We start from the raw sequence: 14,609 nt of genomic DNA on the forward strand, positions 1-14,609 counted from the left end.
GGTATGTAAAATGCGCCCCCCGATGCAAATCGCAGGCCTGACGCGCTTGATCTTTGAGAGTGGGCTGATATGCACCTGCCCAACAGGACCTAGCCCCAAAGGAAGCTGCCCCGTGGATATTGCCGCCCTGCGCTCTGCAAACCCCGATCATTGGAAAAAAGCCACCGCCATCCGCGCTCTTACATTGGATGCCGTACATGCCGCAAATTCCGGCCACTCCGGTGCCCCGATGGGCATGGCCGATGTGGCCACGGTGCTGTTTGAAAAACACCTGAAATTTGATGCCAGCGCGCCGCAATGGCCGGATCGGGACAGATTTATCTTGTCGGCGGGGCACGGCTCGATGCTGGTCTATTCCCTGCTCTACCTCACTGGTAGCCCGGGCATGACGCTCGATCAGATCAAGAACTTCCGGCAATGGGGCTCGATCACGGCAGGTCATCCTGAGAATTTCCTGCATGACGGGATTGAAACCACGACAGGCCCACTGGGACAGGGGATTTCCAACTCCGTTGGCTTTGCCATCGCCGAGGAAGCGCTGCGGGCACGGTTTGGCAAGAAACTGGTGGATCACTACACCTATGTCATGGCCGGAGACGGCTGTTTGATGGAAGGTGTCAGCCAAGAGGCCATTGGTCTGGCGGGACGTCTGGGCCTCGGCAAGCTGATTGTGCTTTGGGACAACAACAACATCACCATTGATGGCACGGTTGAGCTTGCTGACCGCACCGATCAGGTCAAACGCTTTCGTGCCTCGGGATGGCAGGTGTTGGAATGTGACGGGCATGATCCCGAAGCGATTGATGCGGCACTAACCAAAGCCAAAACCGGCCGTCGCCCCACAATGATCGCTTGTAAAACGCATATCGCCCTGGGCCACGCGGCACAGGACACTTCCAAGGGCCATGGCGCATTGACGGACCCGGATCAGTTGAAGGCCGCAAAAGACGCCTATGGCTGGAGCGGTGGCCCCTTTGAGGTGCCCGCTGATGTGAAATCCGCTTGGGAAGCCATCGGCACGCGCGGGGCTGCGGATCATGCGGCCTGGTCCGCCCGGCTGTCCGAGCAATCTGAGCGCCGTCAGGCCGAATTTTCCCGGGTTATGGCCGGGGACGTGCCAAAATCCCTGCCCTCGCGCATCCGCGCACTGAAAAAGCAAATCTCAGAAGAGCAGCCCAAAGTCGCCACGCGTAAATCCAGTGAAATGGTGCTCGACGTGGTCAATCCGATCATGGGCGAAACCATAGGCGGCTCGGCGGATCTTTCGGGGTCAAACAACACCAAGTCGAAAGACATGACTGTCTTTGATGAGGGCAACCGCAAGGGGCGCTACATCCATTACGGCATCCGCGAACACGGCATGGCCGCTGCGATGAACGGCATGGCGCTGCATGGCGGGATCAAGCCTTATGGTGGCACGTTCATGTGCTTTACCGATTACGCGCGCCCTGCAATGCGTCTGGCGGCGTTGATGAAAGTGCCCACGGTGTTTGTCATGACCCATGACAGCATCGGTCTGGGCGAAGACGGCCCGACGCACCAACCGGTTGAGCATCTGGCGATTAGCCGGTCTACCCCTAACACGTTGGTGTTCCGCCCCTGCGACACGGTTGAGACGGCAGAGTCTTGGGAACTGGCTTTGTCCTCAAAATCAACACCTTCCGTGCTGTCCTTGACACGGCAAGGCCTGCCGACGCTGCGCACAGAGCACAAACAGCGCAACCTCACCGCCCAAGGCGCCTATGTGCTGGCGGATGCGGACGGCAAACGTCAGGCGCTCTTGATGGCGACGGGCTCTGAGGTCGAGATTGCCATGAAGGCGCGTGATCTGTTGCAGGCCGAGGGGATTGGCACGCGCGTGGTCTCCATGCCCTGCTGGGAGCTTTTCGAAGAACAGGACGAGGCCTACCGCCGCAAAGTCCTGCCCGGTGGCCCAGTGCGGGTCGCTGTTGAAGCGGCCATCCGCTTTGGCTGGGACCGCTGGCTTTACGGCGAACGCGGCAAACGCGAGAAATCCGGCTTCATCGGCATGCATGGCTTTGGCGCCTCTGCCCCGGCAGACGTGCTTTACGAGAAGTTCGGGATTACGCCTGAGGCGGTCGCTGAGAAAGCCAAGTCGCTGCTTTAAAAGCTGAAACCGGGCGCAGGCCCCGCATCGCGATAACATGAGCGGCCAGCACTGGAAGGCCGCTCAATCCGGGCTACCGTATTAGGTACACACATTTCGTACATAAACTAAGGCTGGACCTCCCATGATCTACACTTCGACAAAGACCGTCACTCTGGCTGCGGCCCTGATCGCCATCAGCGCTTCGGCCTCAATCGCTGCTGACTTTGCCACAGACGCAGAAATCACTGCAGCCATGAGTGACCGCACCTATCTGGGAGGTATGCTCACCGGCACGTTCTCGGAATACTACGCGGCAGATGGCACCATCAAAGGCGACGGTTACGGTGGCAAGTGGCGCGCTGCGGACAATTCCATGTGCTTTCAGTATGGCACAGATCCAGAAAGCTGCTGGCAGCTGAAAATCAACGGCGAAGCAGTCACCCTATTCAAAGACGGTAAGGTCGACGGGTCTGGTGTGGTTGTTGAAGGCAATCCCAACAATTATTGATCAACGGTAAGGCATCCTTGCAATTCCCATGTGATGATCAAGACTGCTGAACGCATTTTCAGGGTGGGATTAAACCCACCCTCATCAAACTTCTGGATTATGAAACGCCGACAAAATCCGGAGCTTTCAAGCAGATTGTTTCCCTTGTTTCATCCACATCCTCACGTTTGCGATAACCGTTACCGCAAACACCTTCAAACAGGGCATTTTCCACCTTTCGGGCCGGGGAACCTGGGTCTATATGCCTGCCAAACCCCTTCGTTTCAGGAGATTGTTCATGACCATTACCGTCGGCATCAATGGCTTTGGCCGCATCGGACGCTGTACCCTCGCCCATATCGCCGCCAGCACTCGCAATGACATCAAGGTGGCCAAGGTGAACGCCACTGGCCCGCTGGAGACAGCGGCGCATCTGATGAAGTACGACAGCGTGCATGGCCGCTTTCCCAATGACATCACTCTGGGAGATGGCACCATGGATCTGGGCCGTGGAACGATGGAGATGTTCTCGACCTATGACATGGACGAGCTGGACTGGTCCGGTGTGGATGTCGTGCTGGAATGTACCGGCAAATTCAACGACGGCGAAAAGGCCAAGAAACACCTGGAGCGTGGCGCGGGCAAGGTTCTTCTCTCGGCCCCCGGCAAGAACGTGGACCGCACGGTTGTTTACGGCGTGAATGATCAGGACATGCAGCCCGGTGAGCGCATGATCTCGAACGGGTCCTGCACGACCAATTGCCTGGCGCCCGTGGCCAAGGTGCTGCATGAGGGCATCGGCATCGAGAGCGGCATTATGACCACGATCCATGCCTACACCGGTGATCAGCCCACGCTCGACCGCCGTCACAAGGACCTCTACCGCGCCCGTGCCGCAGCCATGTCAATGATCCCGACCTCCACCGGGGCTGCCAAGGCGCTTGGTGAAGTGCTGCCCGATCTGAAAGGCAAGCTCGACGGCTCGGCCATCCGCGTGCCCACGCCGAATGTCTCTGCCGTAGATCTCACTTTCATCGCCAAGAAAGACGTCACTGAGGCGGACGTGAACGACGTCGTGGCTGAGGCCGCAGCAGGCCCGATGAAAGGCGTTCTGGCTTATGATCCCGAACCCAAGGTCTCGATCGACTTCAACCACACCGAGGAAAGCTCAATCTTTGCCCCCGACCAGACCAAGGTCACCGGCGGGCGTCTGGTGCGCGTGCTGGCCTGGTACGACAATGAATGGGGCTTTTCGTGCCGCATGGCCGATGTGGCCGTGGCCATGGCGCGCCTGTCGTAAGAATTCGCTCAAAGACCTGATTTCAAAGTCCCTCGTCGATCGCTCGGCGAGGGTTTTTCTTTGTCTGGCCACATAAACTTTGGTGATAGAGCGCCTCATATCCTACCAAAGTGCGATGGGATGAACGCCGCCGCATCCCCAGTTTCGCTGCATCGGGGCACACCCGCCCCTGCACTGAAACGGAAAAGAAACACATCATGAAACGTATCATCGCACTTACCCTCGCCGTCACCGCCGGTTCTGTCGCGGCTTTTGCCTCTGAAAATGCGGCATTGGATGCCGACACATTGGCCGCGATTTCAACGCAGATGACCGATCAGGGCTATCAGATTGTCGAGATTGAGGCCGAGGATGGCGGCTATGAGGTCGAGGCCAGAAAAGGCGGCGCGCTCTATGAGCTGACGCTTGATGCCGATCTCAAGGTGATCGACACCGAGCTTGAAGATGAAGACGACTGACGCCGGTTCTGCTTGACTGTGCTGGAAAAGCAAGGCGGGGCCGCGTAAAGCTTTGCCCATGAGCAAAGCGATCATCGAAAAACCCGGCCTACTTGTGGCTTTGATCGCGGTGCAGCTTTTGTGCACCGCGTTCTTTTTGTGGGACGTGGTTGAGGATTTTCGCAGTGGTGCCTTTTTCGGACCAGCGCCGGTTTATGCCACAACAGAAGCGCTTGCCGCAACTAGTCTAGGACTGGCCGTTGTTGTGGAACTTCATATTCTGCGAGGCTTGATGAGACGGAAAGCCCAGTTGGAAACGCAAGTCTCTGTGGCGTCCGGCGCACTCAGCGACGTGATCTCAGCCCATTTTGACGCTTGGAACCTCACCCCCGCAGAGCGCGATGTCGCGCTCTTTGCTATCAAGGGATTTTCCATCGCTGAAACAGCAAAACTGCGCGGCGCAGCGGAAGGCACGGTGAAGTCTCAGTTGAACGCGGTTTATCGTAAGGCGGATGTGCAAGGTCGCGGGGCTTTGCTCGGGCTTTTGATCGATGACCTCGTCGCAGCGCCGCTAATCGGCGCGGCAAAAGGTTGAATCCTTGCAAGCCCACGTGCGCTGAGGCATATCTTATCAAAAATAAGAAATCACAGGCGCATGACCAACAAAATTGCCCTTTTCCTCGGTGCCCTTGTACTCATTGCGCTTCTCATTGATATCGTATTCTTGGACATGAACGGATCGCTGTTTCTATCGCGAAAGCTTGTGGACTTCATTGAGTGGCTGAAGTTCTGGCGGTAACATCGTCACAATCCCCCGCGCAGGAGTTCACCCATGCCCACACGCCTTGCTATCAACGGATTTGGCCGCATTGGGCGCAATGTTCTGCGCGCATTGCATGAAAGCGGGCGAGATGATCTTGAGGTGGTGGCGATCAACGATTTGATGCCGCTTGAGACCAATGCAGCCCTTCTGGAAAACGACACGGTGCATGGCGCCTTTCCCGGTGACATCACCCGAGGCGATGCCAGCCTCGATATCGGACGCGGACCTATCGCAATTTTTGCCGAACGTGATCCTACTGCCCTGCCCTGGGGTGATGTGAAGGTCGATATCGTGTTGGAATGCACCGGCGTCTTCCGTGATGTGCCTGGAGCGTCGAAACATCTTGAGGCCGGGGCGAAACGCGTCCTGATCTCTGCTCCCGGCAGGGGTGTCGAGCGTACCGTCGTCTACGGCATCAACGAAAGTGAGATCATCGTATCAGACACCATCGTGTCAAACGCGTCCTGCACCACCAATTGCCTGTCACCGATTGCCAAGGTTCTGGATGATGCCTTTGGCCTCAAGCGCGGTTTTGTCACCACGATCCATTCCTACACTGCGTCTCAACGATTGCTGGACAGCGGTCACAAAGATGCCCGCCGGGCGCGGGCTGCCGCCGAAAACATCATCCCAACCACCACCGGGGCCGCCCGCGCGGTGGGACTGGTTTTGCCGAAACTCGTAGGCAAACTCGACGGCACCGCCATTCGCGTGCCCACACCGAATGTCTCGGCCATCGACTTCACCTTTGAGAGTGAGACCAACCTGACGCCGGACGCTATTGAGACCGCGGTGGTTGCCGCCGCCAATGGACCCATGGGTGCCGTTCTGGGCGTCTCAAACAAGCCACTCGTCTCACGCGACTTTAACCACAACCCGTTGTCCTGCGTGTTTGACACACATGAGACCCGCGTGCTGGACGGCACGATGGGGCGTGTGTTGTGCTGGTATGACAACGAATGGGGGTTTTCCAACCGGATGCTGGATGTGGCCGCTGTCATGGGAAAGCTGAGCTGAGGTTGCATCGCACGCCCAAGCGTTAACCAAAATTTAAGGTTTTGCGCCCGGATGCCGCGCGGCCGTGCTAATTCACACGCATTCGAATTAATTTTGCGAGTGATACATGTTGAAGTTTCTGAGTGCCGCCCTTGTCTTGGGCGTGTGTGCCCTTTCTCCTCTGCCAACCTATGCGCAAGACAAAAAGGGCAAATGGTATGCCGGAGGGTTTTTGGGATATGGCGCGAGCACCTCGCGCTGGACCCAAGGTGCGGTCAGCACCGGTGACTTCAACACCGATGGAATGATTGCCGGGCTTTACGGTGGACGCAACTGGCAGCAAAACAAAACTGTCTACGGCATTGAGCTTGAATTGGCCGTCAGTGAGATCGAAGGGGCGACTGAAACCAATTGTGTGGGCTGTCGTACGGATATTGACAGCTACGGTTTTGTCAAAGCCCGTCTGGGTCGCGACACAGGGCGTGGTCTGATCTATGGCACTCTGGGATACGGTGCGGCCAGCGTGACGCAGATGCTGACTGGGAGCGGTCATGTGTCCGACATCACGCCGGGCTGGCAGGTCGGTCTCGGGTATGAGGCCCCTTTTCAAGAGGGATGGAACCTGCGCGCAGAGGCTGCATATCTACGGTTTGGCGGGGTCAGCAACACGCTCAGCGGGCCGATCTCCGTTGATGTCGGTGGGGTGACACTGCTTAAGCTTGGGCTGACACAGAAATTCTAAGCTGTCCTACCGCTTGGCGTCGTACTTTGCGGTCAAAGCTGTATTGACTTCAGGCGGCACAAATTTGGACACATCCCCCCCAGCCGCGCGATTTCCTTCACGAGCTTGCTGGCAATCGCTTGACGCCGGGCATCCGCCATCAGGAAAACCGTCTCAATCCGGTTGTCCATCGCCCGGTTCATGCCAACCATCTGGAATTCATACTCGAAATCCGCCACAGCGCGCAGACCCCGAATGATCATACTGGCCCCCACATCCCGGGCGCAGTCAATGAGCAGGTTTTCAAAAGGATGGGCGACGATCTCGACACCGGTCTCATCGCAAATCCCTGCGCATTCTGCCTCGACCATGGCCACGCGCTCTTCGAGCGTAAAGAGTGGCCCCTTGTCCCGATTGATCGCCACACCGATGACAAGCCGGTCCACAAGAGTTGCAGCGCGTGCGATGATATCGGTATGGCCCAACGTGATTGGGTCAAATGTGCCAGGGTACAAACCAATGCGCATGACAGAGGCCTCTTTCATCAATTGCCCGAGCAAGCAACACCAGGACCTGGGTGATTGCAAGCGTCGAGCGCCTAATTGAGTATTTGTGAAACAGTGAAATCAGAGACCGTGCGTCATTTGCGCGTCAGTGCCCCATCACCATGCTTTCCAGCGCCTCTTTCTCCATGGAAAGCTCTTGCAGGCGGGCCTTGACCACGTCGCCGATTGTCACGATGCCAACCAATGCGCCGTCTTCGACCACCGGCATATGGCGGAAGCGTCCCTCGGTCATGCGGCCAAGCACGTGATCGGCGCTGTCCTGACGCGAACAACACACCGGATCAGGGGTCATCAGGTCTGAGACATGATCATTCAGGCACCCACCGCCCTTTGAGGCAAGCGCGCGCACGATGTCTCGTTCCGACAGGATGCCATCCGCGGACTTGCCGTCGCCTGAAACCACCAGACCACCGATGCGGTGCTCGGACAAAAGCGCGGCCGCGTCAGCGACATTTGTCCGCGGCGTGATGGTGATCACAGCATCATTGCCTTTTGACTGCAAAATCTGTTGGACGATCATTTTAGGTCCCTCTTTCTGAAAATTTCTGTGTTCAGCGTCTCTTAGACGCAGAATTCTGTCAAGTTTTAGCCTCAAGACGCGCCACCTCTTGCCGAATGCCCGTGCTGAGCGCTTCGGCAAACCGGTTCATCCGCTCAAGCCTGCGATCATCTTCGTGCCGCACAAGATAGAAGCTGCGCGTCAGGGAAAATACCTCTGGAAGGACCGTAATAACGTCGTCAAACCAGGCGCGTGCAAAGTCATGCACGATGCCAATTCCGCCGCCTTGCTTGATCCAGTTCATTTGCACCGACACAGAGTTTGAGGCCAACGCGACACGTTCGATACCGGTTTCATGCAGGTAGTCCAATTCCTTGTCGAAAATCATGTCCGGGATGTACCCCACCATGCGATGCGCCTTGAGATCACTTAACGCAGTGATGGTTGGCGCTTGACGCAAATAGGCTCCAGAGGCCGCGAGATGCAGGCTATAATCGCTGATTTTCTGCACGCTGAGCCGTCCGGCGGTGGGCGGGCTGACGGCCACAACCATGTCCGCCTCGCGCCGCGTCAGGCTGAAGACGCGCGGTTGTGCGACGATCTGAACCTCCAGCTCAGGGTTCTCGGCGGCGATGGATGCACAGACCTGCGGCAAGAGGAAATTCGCCACGCCGTCAGGTGCGCCAATGCGGATTTGGCCCGACAATCCCCCTGCTTGTCCGGCAAGTTCTTCTGAGGCATCCTGCATGGCAAGCTCGGCGCGGCTGGCATGGGCCATAAGCCGTTGGCCTGCGTCCGTGAGCGCGTATCCAGTTGGCGACTTGGCAAAAAGCGGCGTGCTGTAGACATGCTCCAGTCTGCCAATGCGCCGTCCCACGGTGGCAGGATCAAGCTTGAGCGCGCGCCCGGCCCCCGACAGGCTCTCAGACCGTGCAACAGCGAGAAACACGCGCAAATCATCCCACTTGGCATCCATTGTCCGCTCCGCTTAAATTCGCAGCGCTTTGCAAAAATGCAAAACCTTTTTGAGACATTGCCTCTTTTACCACAAAAAATGCAACGCTATCCTCCGCTCAAAATTATGGAGGAGTGCCATGAAAGACCTGACCCACTACATCAACGGCGAACGCGTGTCCGGCACATCGGGCCGCTTTTCCGATGTCTTCAACCCCGCGACCGGCGAAGTGCAATCACGCTGTCCGCTGGCCAGCAAGGAAGAGTTTGACCAAGCGGTCGGGATTGCCGCCGCCGCGCAACCGGCCTGGGGGGCCACCAACCCGCAACGCCGCGCGCGCGTGATGATGAAATTCGTCGACCTGCTCAATCGCGATATGGACAAACTGGCCGAGGCGCTGAGCTCGGAACACGGCAAGACCTTCCCCGACGCCAAGGGCGATGTGCAGCGCGGTCTGGAAGTGGTGGAATACTGCATCGGCGCGCCACAGATGCTGAAGGGCGAGTTTACCGATAGCGCCGGTCCTGGCATCGACATGTATTCCATGCGTCAGCCTTTGGGTGTGACGGGCGGCATCACCCCGTTTAACTTCCCCGCCATGATCCCGATGTGGATGTTTGCCCCGGCGCTGGCCTGCGGCAACGCGTTTATCCTCAAACCATCCGAGCGCGATCCGTCTGTGCCGATCATGCTGGCCGAATTGATGGAAGAAGCCGGGCTGCCCAAGGGCCTTTTGCAGGTCGTGAATGGCGACAAGGAAGCCGTGGATGCGATGCTGGACAATGAGACCGTGCAATCCATCGGCTTTGTCGGCTCTACCCCAATTGCCGAATACATCTATGGGCGCGGCTGTTCCAACGGTAAGCGCGTGCAATGCTTTGGCGGCGCCAAGAACCATATGATTGTCATGCCTGACGCTGATATGGATCAGGCCGCCGACGCGCTGATCGGGGCCGGGTATGGTGCGGCGGGCGAACGCTGCATGGCGATTTCAGTGGCCGTACCTGTCGGCGATGAAGCTGCAGATAAGCTGATTGAAAAACTCGTGCCTCGAATTGAGAAACTGAAAGTTGGCCCTTACACGGCGGGCGACGACGTGGACTATGGCCCTGTGGTTACGGCAGCGGCGAAACAGAACATTCTGGGTCTCATTGAGTCCGGCATTCAACAAGGCGCTGAACTGGTGGTCGATGGCCGCGACTTCTCATTGCAAGGCTATGAGGACGGGTTCTTTGTCGGCCCGCATCTCTTTGATCGGGTCACGCCCGACATGGACATCTATAAGAAAGAGATTTTTGGTCCTGTCCTCTCAACGGTGCGCGCGGGCAGCTATGAAGAGGCCATCGGCCTGGCCATGGACCACGAATACGGCAACGGCACGGCGATTTTCACCCGCGATGGTGATGCGGCGCGCGACTTCGCCAACCGGATCAACGTGGGTATGGTGGGTGTCAACGTCCCGATCCCTGTGCCGCTAGCCTATCATACCTTTGGCGGGTGGAAGAAGTCAGCCTTTGGCGATCTCAACCAACACGGGCCGGATGCGTTCCGCTTTTACACCCGCACCAAGACCATCACCTCGCGCTGGCCTTCGGGCATCAAGGAAGGCGGCGAGTTCAACTTCAAAGCGATGGATTGATCCAAAACGCATTCTGAAGATCTTGCGAAAGCCCCGTCTCTTCGGCGGGGCTTATGTCTTGGCGCGCCTCAAGAGCGCACCAGAAACAATTGAAACCAAACGGGGTCTTCCGCGACGTCGGATTGAAGCATTCTCCCTCTAGACCGTCTTCATCTTTTAGCTCTCGCCAAGATTGGAGACATTCATGAGACTTTTCGCAATGGCCTATAGCCTGACCTGCTACGCCCTCGCCGTCACGGTGCTCGTCGCCCTGATCCTGTTCATCGAGGGGCTGATCCTACCCGTCACGATCAACCAGCCCTCCCCACTTTCCCCGCAACTGCCTGTTCTTCCGGCCATTCTTGCCAATGTTGCGTTAATCGCTTTCTGGGGGCTGCAGCACAGCGTGATGGCGGATACCCGGTTCAAAGCTTGGTGGACGCAATTCGTGCATCCGGCTATTGAGCGCAGCACGTTCATCCTGTTCACAACTCTGTCCACCACCGCCTTGATGCTCTTCTGGTCGCCCATCCCGATCACGCTTTGGGATACAAGCGGCACACCTCTCGCGCTTGTGCTGTGTGCGGGGTATTTCTTTGGCTGGGCGGTGCTCTTGTTCGCGACCTTCCTGATCAACCACTTCCATCTCTTCGGTCTCGAACAGGCCTATCGTTTTCTATCCCAAACACAGTCAAAGAAGGCGACATTCGTGACGCCTCTCCTCTACCGGATCGTGCGACACCCGATGATGACGGGTATTCTGGTTTCCCTGTGGTGCGTGCCGCATATGACGGTTGGACGGCTTGTTTTCAACCTCGCGATGACCGCTTACATCCTCATTGGCACACGTCATGAGGAAGACACGCTCGTCGCGGAACTGGGCGAAGAATATGAAGCCTATCGCCGGTCAACACCGATGCTTTTGCCACGGTTCAAAGCGCGTAAACCGCGCGGGTCTATGGTGGCTGGCTAACTCAACGAAGTTGAAAAAAGCAAAGGGCGCGAGATGAGATGCTCGCGCCCTGAAACAATGCAATTTCCTTGATCGCGGCTAAAGCAGCAGAACCTTCGTTCCAACCTCGGTCTTGGCAAAAACTTCGGCGATGTGCTCATTGTAAAGCCCGATGCAGCCAGAGGAGGAGCGCCGCCCAATCTTGCGCGTGTCATGCGTGCCATGGATGAGGTAGGCAGGCCAGCTGAGATACATCGCATGCGTGCCTAGCGGGTTGCCGGGGCCAGCTTCCATAAAGGCCGGCAGGCTCGGGTCGCGTTTGCGCATATTGGCGGTGGGCGTCCATGTCGGGCCAACCTTCTTGCGAACAACCTCGGTATACCCCCGGCGGGTCAATTCGTCGGTCATAGGCACAGAGGATGGGTAAAGCTTGTACGTGCCATCCGCGGACCAGTGATGCAAGGCCCGGCTGTCAATGTCGCAAACGATACGGCCAACCCCTAATTCATCGAAATAATTCGACCAATCGCGGGTTTGGAATGAAGAGGCATTGCGGCGTACAGCCGATTGTGTGCTCAGCTCCTCAGCGCGCAAAATGGCCGGAGTGGCCAAGGTGGTTGCCGCACCCATCATAAGCGCACGGCGCGTCATCTTGAAGTTCGACATGACGATCTGTTCCCTCACAGTGACGATGTTTAGCGTACTAAATGCCATCTTGGACGACAAAAAACGAGAGGGAGAGATGTCGCAAACACCGCATCTCACGTGAGTGTGATCGCAATTTGGCTATAAATCCGCGTGAAACTCTTCGATGAGATACGTCACAACCGCTTGCAGGCCTGTATCATGGCTTGCGCCCGATGCGCGCGCGGTCTCATACGCGGCGCGTTGCCGGGTTGAGGATGTGCCCGTGCGCATCACATCCCGCGCAGCCTCGATTTCAGTCACCGATTCAAAGAAAAGCGCATCTTCTTCGAGCAGGTCGATCATCTCTTCGATAAGATCCGCGGTCGAAACAATCTCTTGGCGCCCAAAATCAATCAGCCCCTCACGCACACCATACCGCTGGGCCCGCCAGCGGTTTTCATCGACCAGGAAGCGGTCATAAAGCCGCCAACGCTGGTTCTTGGTGGCCAATCGCCAGAGCATGCGTGTGAGCGCCTGCGTCAGCGCGGCCAGCATCAAGGTGTGCTCCAATCGCGGCTGCACATCGCAGATCCGCGACTCCAGCGTTGGAAAGCGCGAGGACGGGCGCAAATCCCACCAGATCTTTGAGCTGTCTTCAATCACGCCCAGATCAACAAGGATCTGCACCGCGCGTTCAAACTCCCCAAAACTGTCCATATGCGGCGGCAGACCTGTGCGCGGCAGGTTGTCAAAAACCGTCAGCCGATAGCTGTCCAGCCCGGTATCCCGACCCTGCCAATAGGGCGAGGAACAGCTAAGCGCCAGCAGATGCGGCAGAAAGTAACTGAGCTGGTTCATCAGGTCGATCCGCCGGTCCGGCGCATCCACACCCACATGCACATGCATGCCGCAGATCAGCATGCGTTGGACCACGCCAGCAAGGTCACTGGAGAGATCGTTGTAACGGTCTTTGTCAGTGTGATGCTGATCCCGCCAGTCCGAGAAAGGGTGGCACGATGCGGCAATGGGCGCGAGATTATACATCGCAGCATGTTTCGACACGCAAGAGCGCAACCGCCGCAAATCCTCACGCGCCTCGGCCACATTCGCGCACACTTTGGTGCCAATCTCGATCTGACACTTGAGGAATTCCGGCGCGACCTGACCTTCAAGCTCAGCCGCACAGGCCTCCATCAAATCCGGCGGCGCTTCGGCCAGGGCCAGACTGTCGCGATCAACCAGAAGATATTCTTCCTCGATCCCGATGGTAAATTCCGGATTGTCCTGGGCCATCCGCCCTCTCTACAACATGACGTGCACCCCAGCAAAGCAAGGATGCGGCGCGCTGCCAAGGGGGAAGGTGGAAAAAGTTTATATCGGGGGATATCAATTGCCGTGCGCCAACATCTGCTGGTTTTCTCCCTTTTCGATGACCGCTCAGAGGCCATTCAAGACCTCTGCTCATCGCGCCCAGGGCACGGAATCAAGGGGCGTAGCCCCGCCGTGCCAGCGCCGGACCGGCCCTTTGCGCCGGCGCTTTGTCTGGCCTGGGCGCTCCGAAAATCTGGCTGACTGACGTGTCGGGGATAAAGCGCGCCTGTTACACTTCGGAGGCGCCGTCCCCCGGTCCGCCGCTGTCTCGGCTTGTGTTGAACGTCAGCAAGGAGCCCGAAGCGCGTGATGCTGTGAGCCATTTGAAAGACCGCTATTAGAAAAATCGTTTGACCCGTAGCACACGCTACGCTCAAGATTCATGCAATTCACCTCGCCCTAAATTTCGTGGAAAGTTACATATGTCTGAAAAAGAGGAAGAAACAAAAGAACGTAACAGTTTAGGTATCATAAAAGAGCTAATAAAAGTCTCTCCGCAATTCGCATGGATAGTTTTGGCGATATCCGTGATTTTTTTCTTTCGCGAACCGATCCGTGATTTGTTTGAGGGCGAGCGGGTGCAAAAAGTTTCAATTTCAGTGTTTTCAGTTGAATTATTTGAAGCGAAAGGTCGCAACGACGAACGAATTGACCTCCGTGATCTCAACGCGTTGGATGCGCGTGCCGCACGGGCTATAGATTACATTGATGGTTCGAGAATTCTTTGGGTGGATGATAGTCACCCAAACGGAAATATTTTTGAGCGTAAGGCACTCGAAGAACTTGGTATTATTATCGATTTAACGACGAATACAGAAGAAGCGCTAAAATACCTAAAGTTGAATGAATACGACGTAGTAATCACTGATCTGAAGCGCGAAAATGATGACTCGGCTGTTTGTCAGATCGAACTTTTCAAGGAGGCCGGGTGTGATCTGCTAAGAGAAATGTCGGTATTATTCGATGGCAACATGCCTAGAACTTATATCTATGCTGCAAACATCAAACCGGAGTATGGCACACCACCGTTTGCCTCTGGTATGACCAACCGGATTGATGAACTAAGCCACTACGTTTTAGATTCACTTGAGCGACGAGAAATTAAGATCGCTGATGTTGAGTAGTCGATTTTCATGACCGATTAGAG

At 56.8% G+C, this 14,609-nt stretch carries 15 protein-coding genes and 1 pseudogene; 11 read left to right on the forward strand and 5 right to left on the reverse strand.

What is annotated here, in order from left to right:
- Window positions 1-112: 112 nt before the first annotated feature.
- From tkt to RZS32_RS17350, 8 genes are all read left to right on the forward strand, one after another.
- Window positions 113-2,128 carry a transketolase gene (gene tkt / locus RZS32_RS17315; RefSeq protein WP_317054801.1) on the forward strand — a complete coding sequence of 672 codons (2,016 nt, stop codon included), beginning with the start codon at window positions 113-115 and terminating at the stop codon, window positions 2,126-2,128.
- Between the two features lie 124 nt (window positions 2,129-2,252).
- Window positions 2,253-2,618 carry a hypothetical protein gene (locus RZS32_RS17320; RefSeq protein ID WP_339106736.1) on the forward strand — a complete coding sequence of 122 codons (366 nt, stop codon included), beginning with the start codon at window positions 2,253-2,255 and terminating at the stop codon, window positions 2,616-2,618.
- Window positions 2,619-2,895: 277 nt separating this feature from the next.
- Window positions 2,896-3,897 (forward strand): type I glyceraldehyde-3-phosphate dehydrogenase, encoded by a 1,002-nt coding sequence (gene gap, locus RZS32_RS17325; protein ID WP_317054803.1) that lies wholly within the window; start codon window positions 2,896-2,898, stop codon window positions 3,895-3,897.
- Between the two features lie 197 nt (window positions 3,898-4,094).
- On the forward strand, window positions 4,095-4,355 hold the full coding sequence (locus RZS32_RS17330; protein WP_317054804.1) for a PepSY domain-containing protein: 261 nt from the start codon (window positions 4,095-4,097) through the stop codon (window positions 4,353-4,355).
- 58 nt (window positions 4,356-4,413) lie between these two features.
- A complete protein-coding gene (locus RZS32_RS17335; protein WP_317054805.1) occupies window positions 4,414-4,929 on the forward strand; it encodes a helix-turn-helix transcriptional regulator in 516 nt (171 codons plus the stop codon).
- Window positions 4,930-4,989: 60 nt separating this feature from the next.
- Entirely contained in the window at window positions 4,990-5,133 is a 144-nt protein-coding gene (locus RZS32_RS17340) for a hypothetical protein (RefSeq protein WP_317054806.1), read from the forward strand.
- A gap of 33 nt (window positions 5,134-5,166) precedes the next feature.
- Window positions 5,167-6,174, forward strand: coding sequence for a type I glyceraldehyde-3-phosphate dehydrogenase (gene gap, locus RZS32_RS17345; protein ID WP_317054807.1), 1,008 nt, complete (start codon window positions 5,167-5,169; stop codon window positions 6,172-6,174).
- A gap of 106 nt (window positions 6,175-6,280) precedes the next feature.
- On the forward strand, window positions 6,281-6,895 hold the full coding sequence (locus tag RZS32_RS17350; protein ID WP_317054808.1) for an outer membrane protein: 615 nt from the start codon (window positions 6,281-6,283) through the stop codon (window positions 6,893-6,895).
- Between the two features lie 6 nt (window positions 6,896-6,901).
- Here the strand turns inward: RZS32_RS17350 and coaD are convergent.
- From coaD to RZS32_RS17365, 3 genes and pseudogenes are all read right to left on the reverse strand, one after another.
- A pseudogene (gene coaD, locus RZS32_RS17355) lies at window positions 6,902-7,401 on the reverse strand (pantetheine-phosphate adenylyltransferase).
- A 124-nt stretch (window positions 7,402-7,525) separates the two neighbouring features.
- The gene (locus tag RZS32_RS17360) at window positions 7,526-7,960 is read right to left on the reverse strand and encodes a CBS domain-containing protein (RefSeq protein ID WP_317054809.1); all 435 of its coding nucleotides are present in this window, start codon (window positions 7,958-7,960) and stop codon (window positions 7,526-7,528) included.
- A 58-nt stretch (window positions 7,961-8,018) separates the two neighbouring features.
- Window positions 8,019-8,915, reverse strand: a complete 897-nt coding sequence (locus RZS32_RS17365; protein ID WP_317054810.1) for a LysR family transcriptional regulator — start codon at window positions 8,913-8,915, stop codon at window positions 8,019-8,021.
- 118 nt (window positions 8,916-9,033) lie between these two features.
- Here RZS32_RS17365 and RZS32_RS17370 point away from each other — a divergent pair, with 118 nt between their 5' ends.
- Window positions 9,034-10,533 (forward strand): CoA-acylating methylmalonate-semialdehyde dehydrogenase, encoded by a 1,500-nt coding sequence (locus RZS32_RS17370; RefSeq protein WP_317054811.1) that lies wholly within the window; start codon window positions 9,034-9,036, stop codon window positions 10,531-10,533.
- Between the two features lie 184 nt (window positions 10,534-10,717).
- Window positions 10,718-11,485: a methyltransferase family protein gene (locus tag RZS32_RS17375; protein WP_317054812.1), complete on the forward strand. Its 768-nt coding sequence runs from the start codon at window positions 10,718-10,720 to the stop codon at window positions 11,483-11,485.
- Window positions 11,486-11,563: 78 nt separating this feature from the next.
- Here the strand turns inward: RZS32_RS17375 and RZS32_RS17380 are convergent, their stop codons facing one another.
- Together RZS32_RS17380 and RZS32_RS17385 are read right to left on the reverse strand one after the other, a co-directional pair.
- Window positions 11,564-12,130: a L,D-transpeptidase gene (locus RZS32_RS17380; protein ID WP_317057817.1), complete on the reverse strand. Its 567-nt coding sequence runs from the start codon at window positions 12,128-12,130 to the stop codon at window positions 11,564-11,566.
- A 120-nt stretch (window positions 12,131-12,250) separates the two neighbouring features.
- Entirely contained in the window at window positions 12,251-13,384 is a 1,134-nt protein-coding gene (locus RZS32_RS17385) for a carboxylate-amine ligase (protein WP_317054813.1), read from the reverse strand.
- A gap of 500 nt (window positions 13,385-13,884) precedes the next feature.
- On the opposite strand from RZS32_RS17385, the gene RZS32_RS17390 reads away from it, so the two are divergent.
- A complete protein-coding gene (locus RZS32_RS17390) occupies window positions 13,885-14,586 on the forward strand; it encodes a hypothetical protein (RefSeq protein ID WP_317054555.1) in 702 nt (233 codons plus the stop codon).
- Window positions 14,587-14,609: the final 23 nt, after the last annotated feature.

It is taken from the genome of Roseovarius sp. W115 (assembly GCF_032842945.2).
Lineage (GTDB): Bacteria > Pseudomonadota > Alphaproteobacteria > Rhodobacterales > Rhodobacteraceae > Roseovarius > Roseovarius rhodophyticola.

Excerpts from the sequence above, each read along its gene's own strand:
- RZS32_RS17320 (WP_339106736.1), top strand. The coding sequence starts at position 2,253 with ATGATCTACACTTCGACAAAGACCGTCACTCTGGCTGCGGCCCTGATC.
- gap (WP_317054803.1), top strand. The coding sequence starts at position 2,896 with ATGACCATTACCGTCGGCATCAATGGCTTTGGCCGCATCGGACGCTGT.
- RZS32_RS17330 (WP_317054804.1), top strand. The coding sequence starts at position 4,095 with ATGAAACGTATCATCGCACTTACCCTCGCCGTCACCGCCGGTTCTGTC.
- RZS32_RS17335 (WP_317054805.1), top strand. The coding sequence starts at position 4,414 with ATGAGCAAAGCGATCATCGAAAAACCCGGCCTACTTGTGGCTTTGATC.
- RZS32_RS17340 (WP_317054806.1), top strand. The coding sequence starts at position 4,990 with ATGACCAACAAAATTGCCCTTTTCCTCGGTGCCCTTGTACTCATTGCG.
- gap (WP_317054807.1), top strand. The coding sequence starts at position 5,167 with ATGCCCACACGCCTTGCTATCAACGGATTTGGCCGCATTGGGCGCAAT.
- RZS32_RS17350 (WP_317054808.1), top strand. The coding sequence starts at position 6,281 with ATGTTGAAGTTTCTGAGTGCCGCCCTTGTCTTGGGCGTGTGTGCCCTT.
- RZS32_RS17360 (WP_317054809.1), bottom strand. The coding sequence starts at position 7,960 with ATGATCGTCCAACAGATTTTGCAGTCAAAAGGCAATGATGCTGTGATC.
- RZS32_RS17365 (WP_317054810.1), bottom strand. The coding sequence starts at position 8,915 with ATGGATGCCAAGTGGGATGATTTGCGCGTGTTTCTCGCTGTTGCACGG.
- RZS32_RS17370 (WP_317054811.1), top strand. The coding sequence starts at position 9,034 with ATGAAAGACCTGACCCACTACATCAACGGCGAACGCGTGTCCGGCACA.
- RZS32_RS17375 (WP_317054812.1), top strand. The coding sequence starts at position 10,718 with ATGAGACTTTTCGCAATGGCCTATAGCCTGACCTGCTACGCCCTCGCC.
- RZS32_RS17380 (WP_317057817.1), bottom strand. The coding sequence starts at position 12,130 with ATGTCGAACTTCAAGATGACGCGCCGTGCGCTTATGATGGGTGCGGCA.
- RZS32_RS17385 (WP_317054813.1), bottom strand. The coding sequence starts at position 13,384 with ATGGCCCAGGACAATCCGGAATTTACCATCGGGATCGAGGAAGAATAT.
- RZS32_RS17390 (WP_317054555.1), top strand. The coding sequence starts at position 13,885 with ATGTCTGAAAAAGAGGAAGAAACAAAAGAACGTAACAGTTTAGGTATC.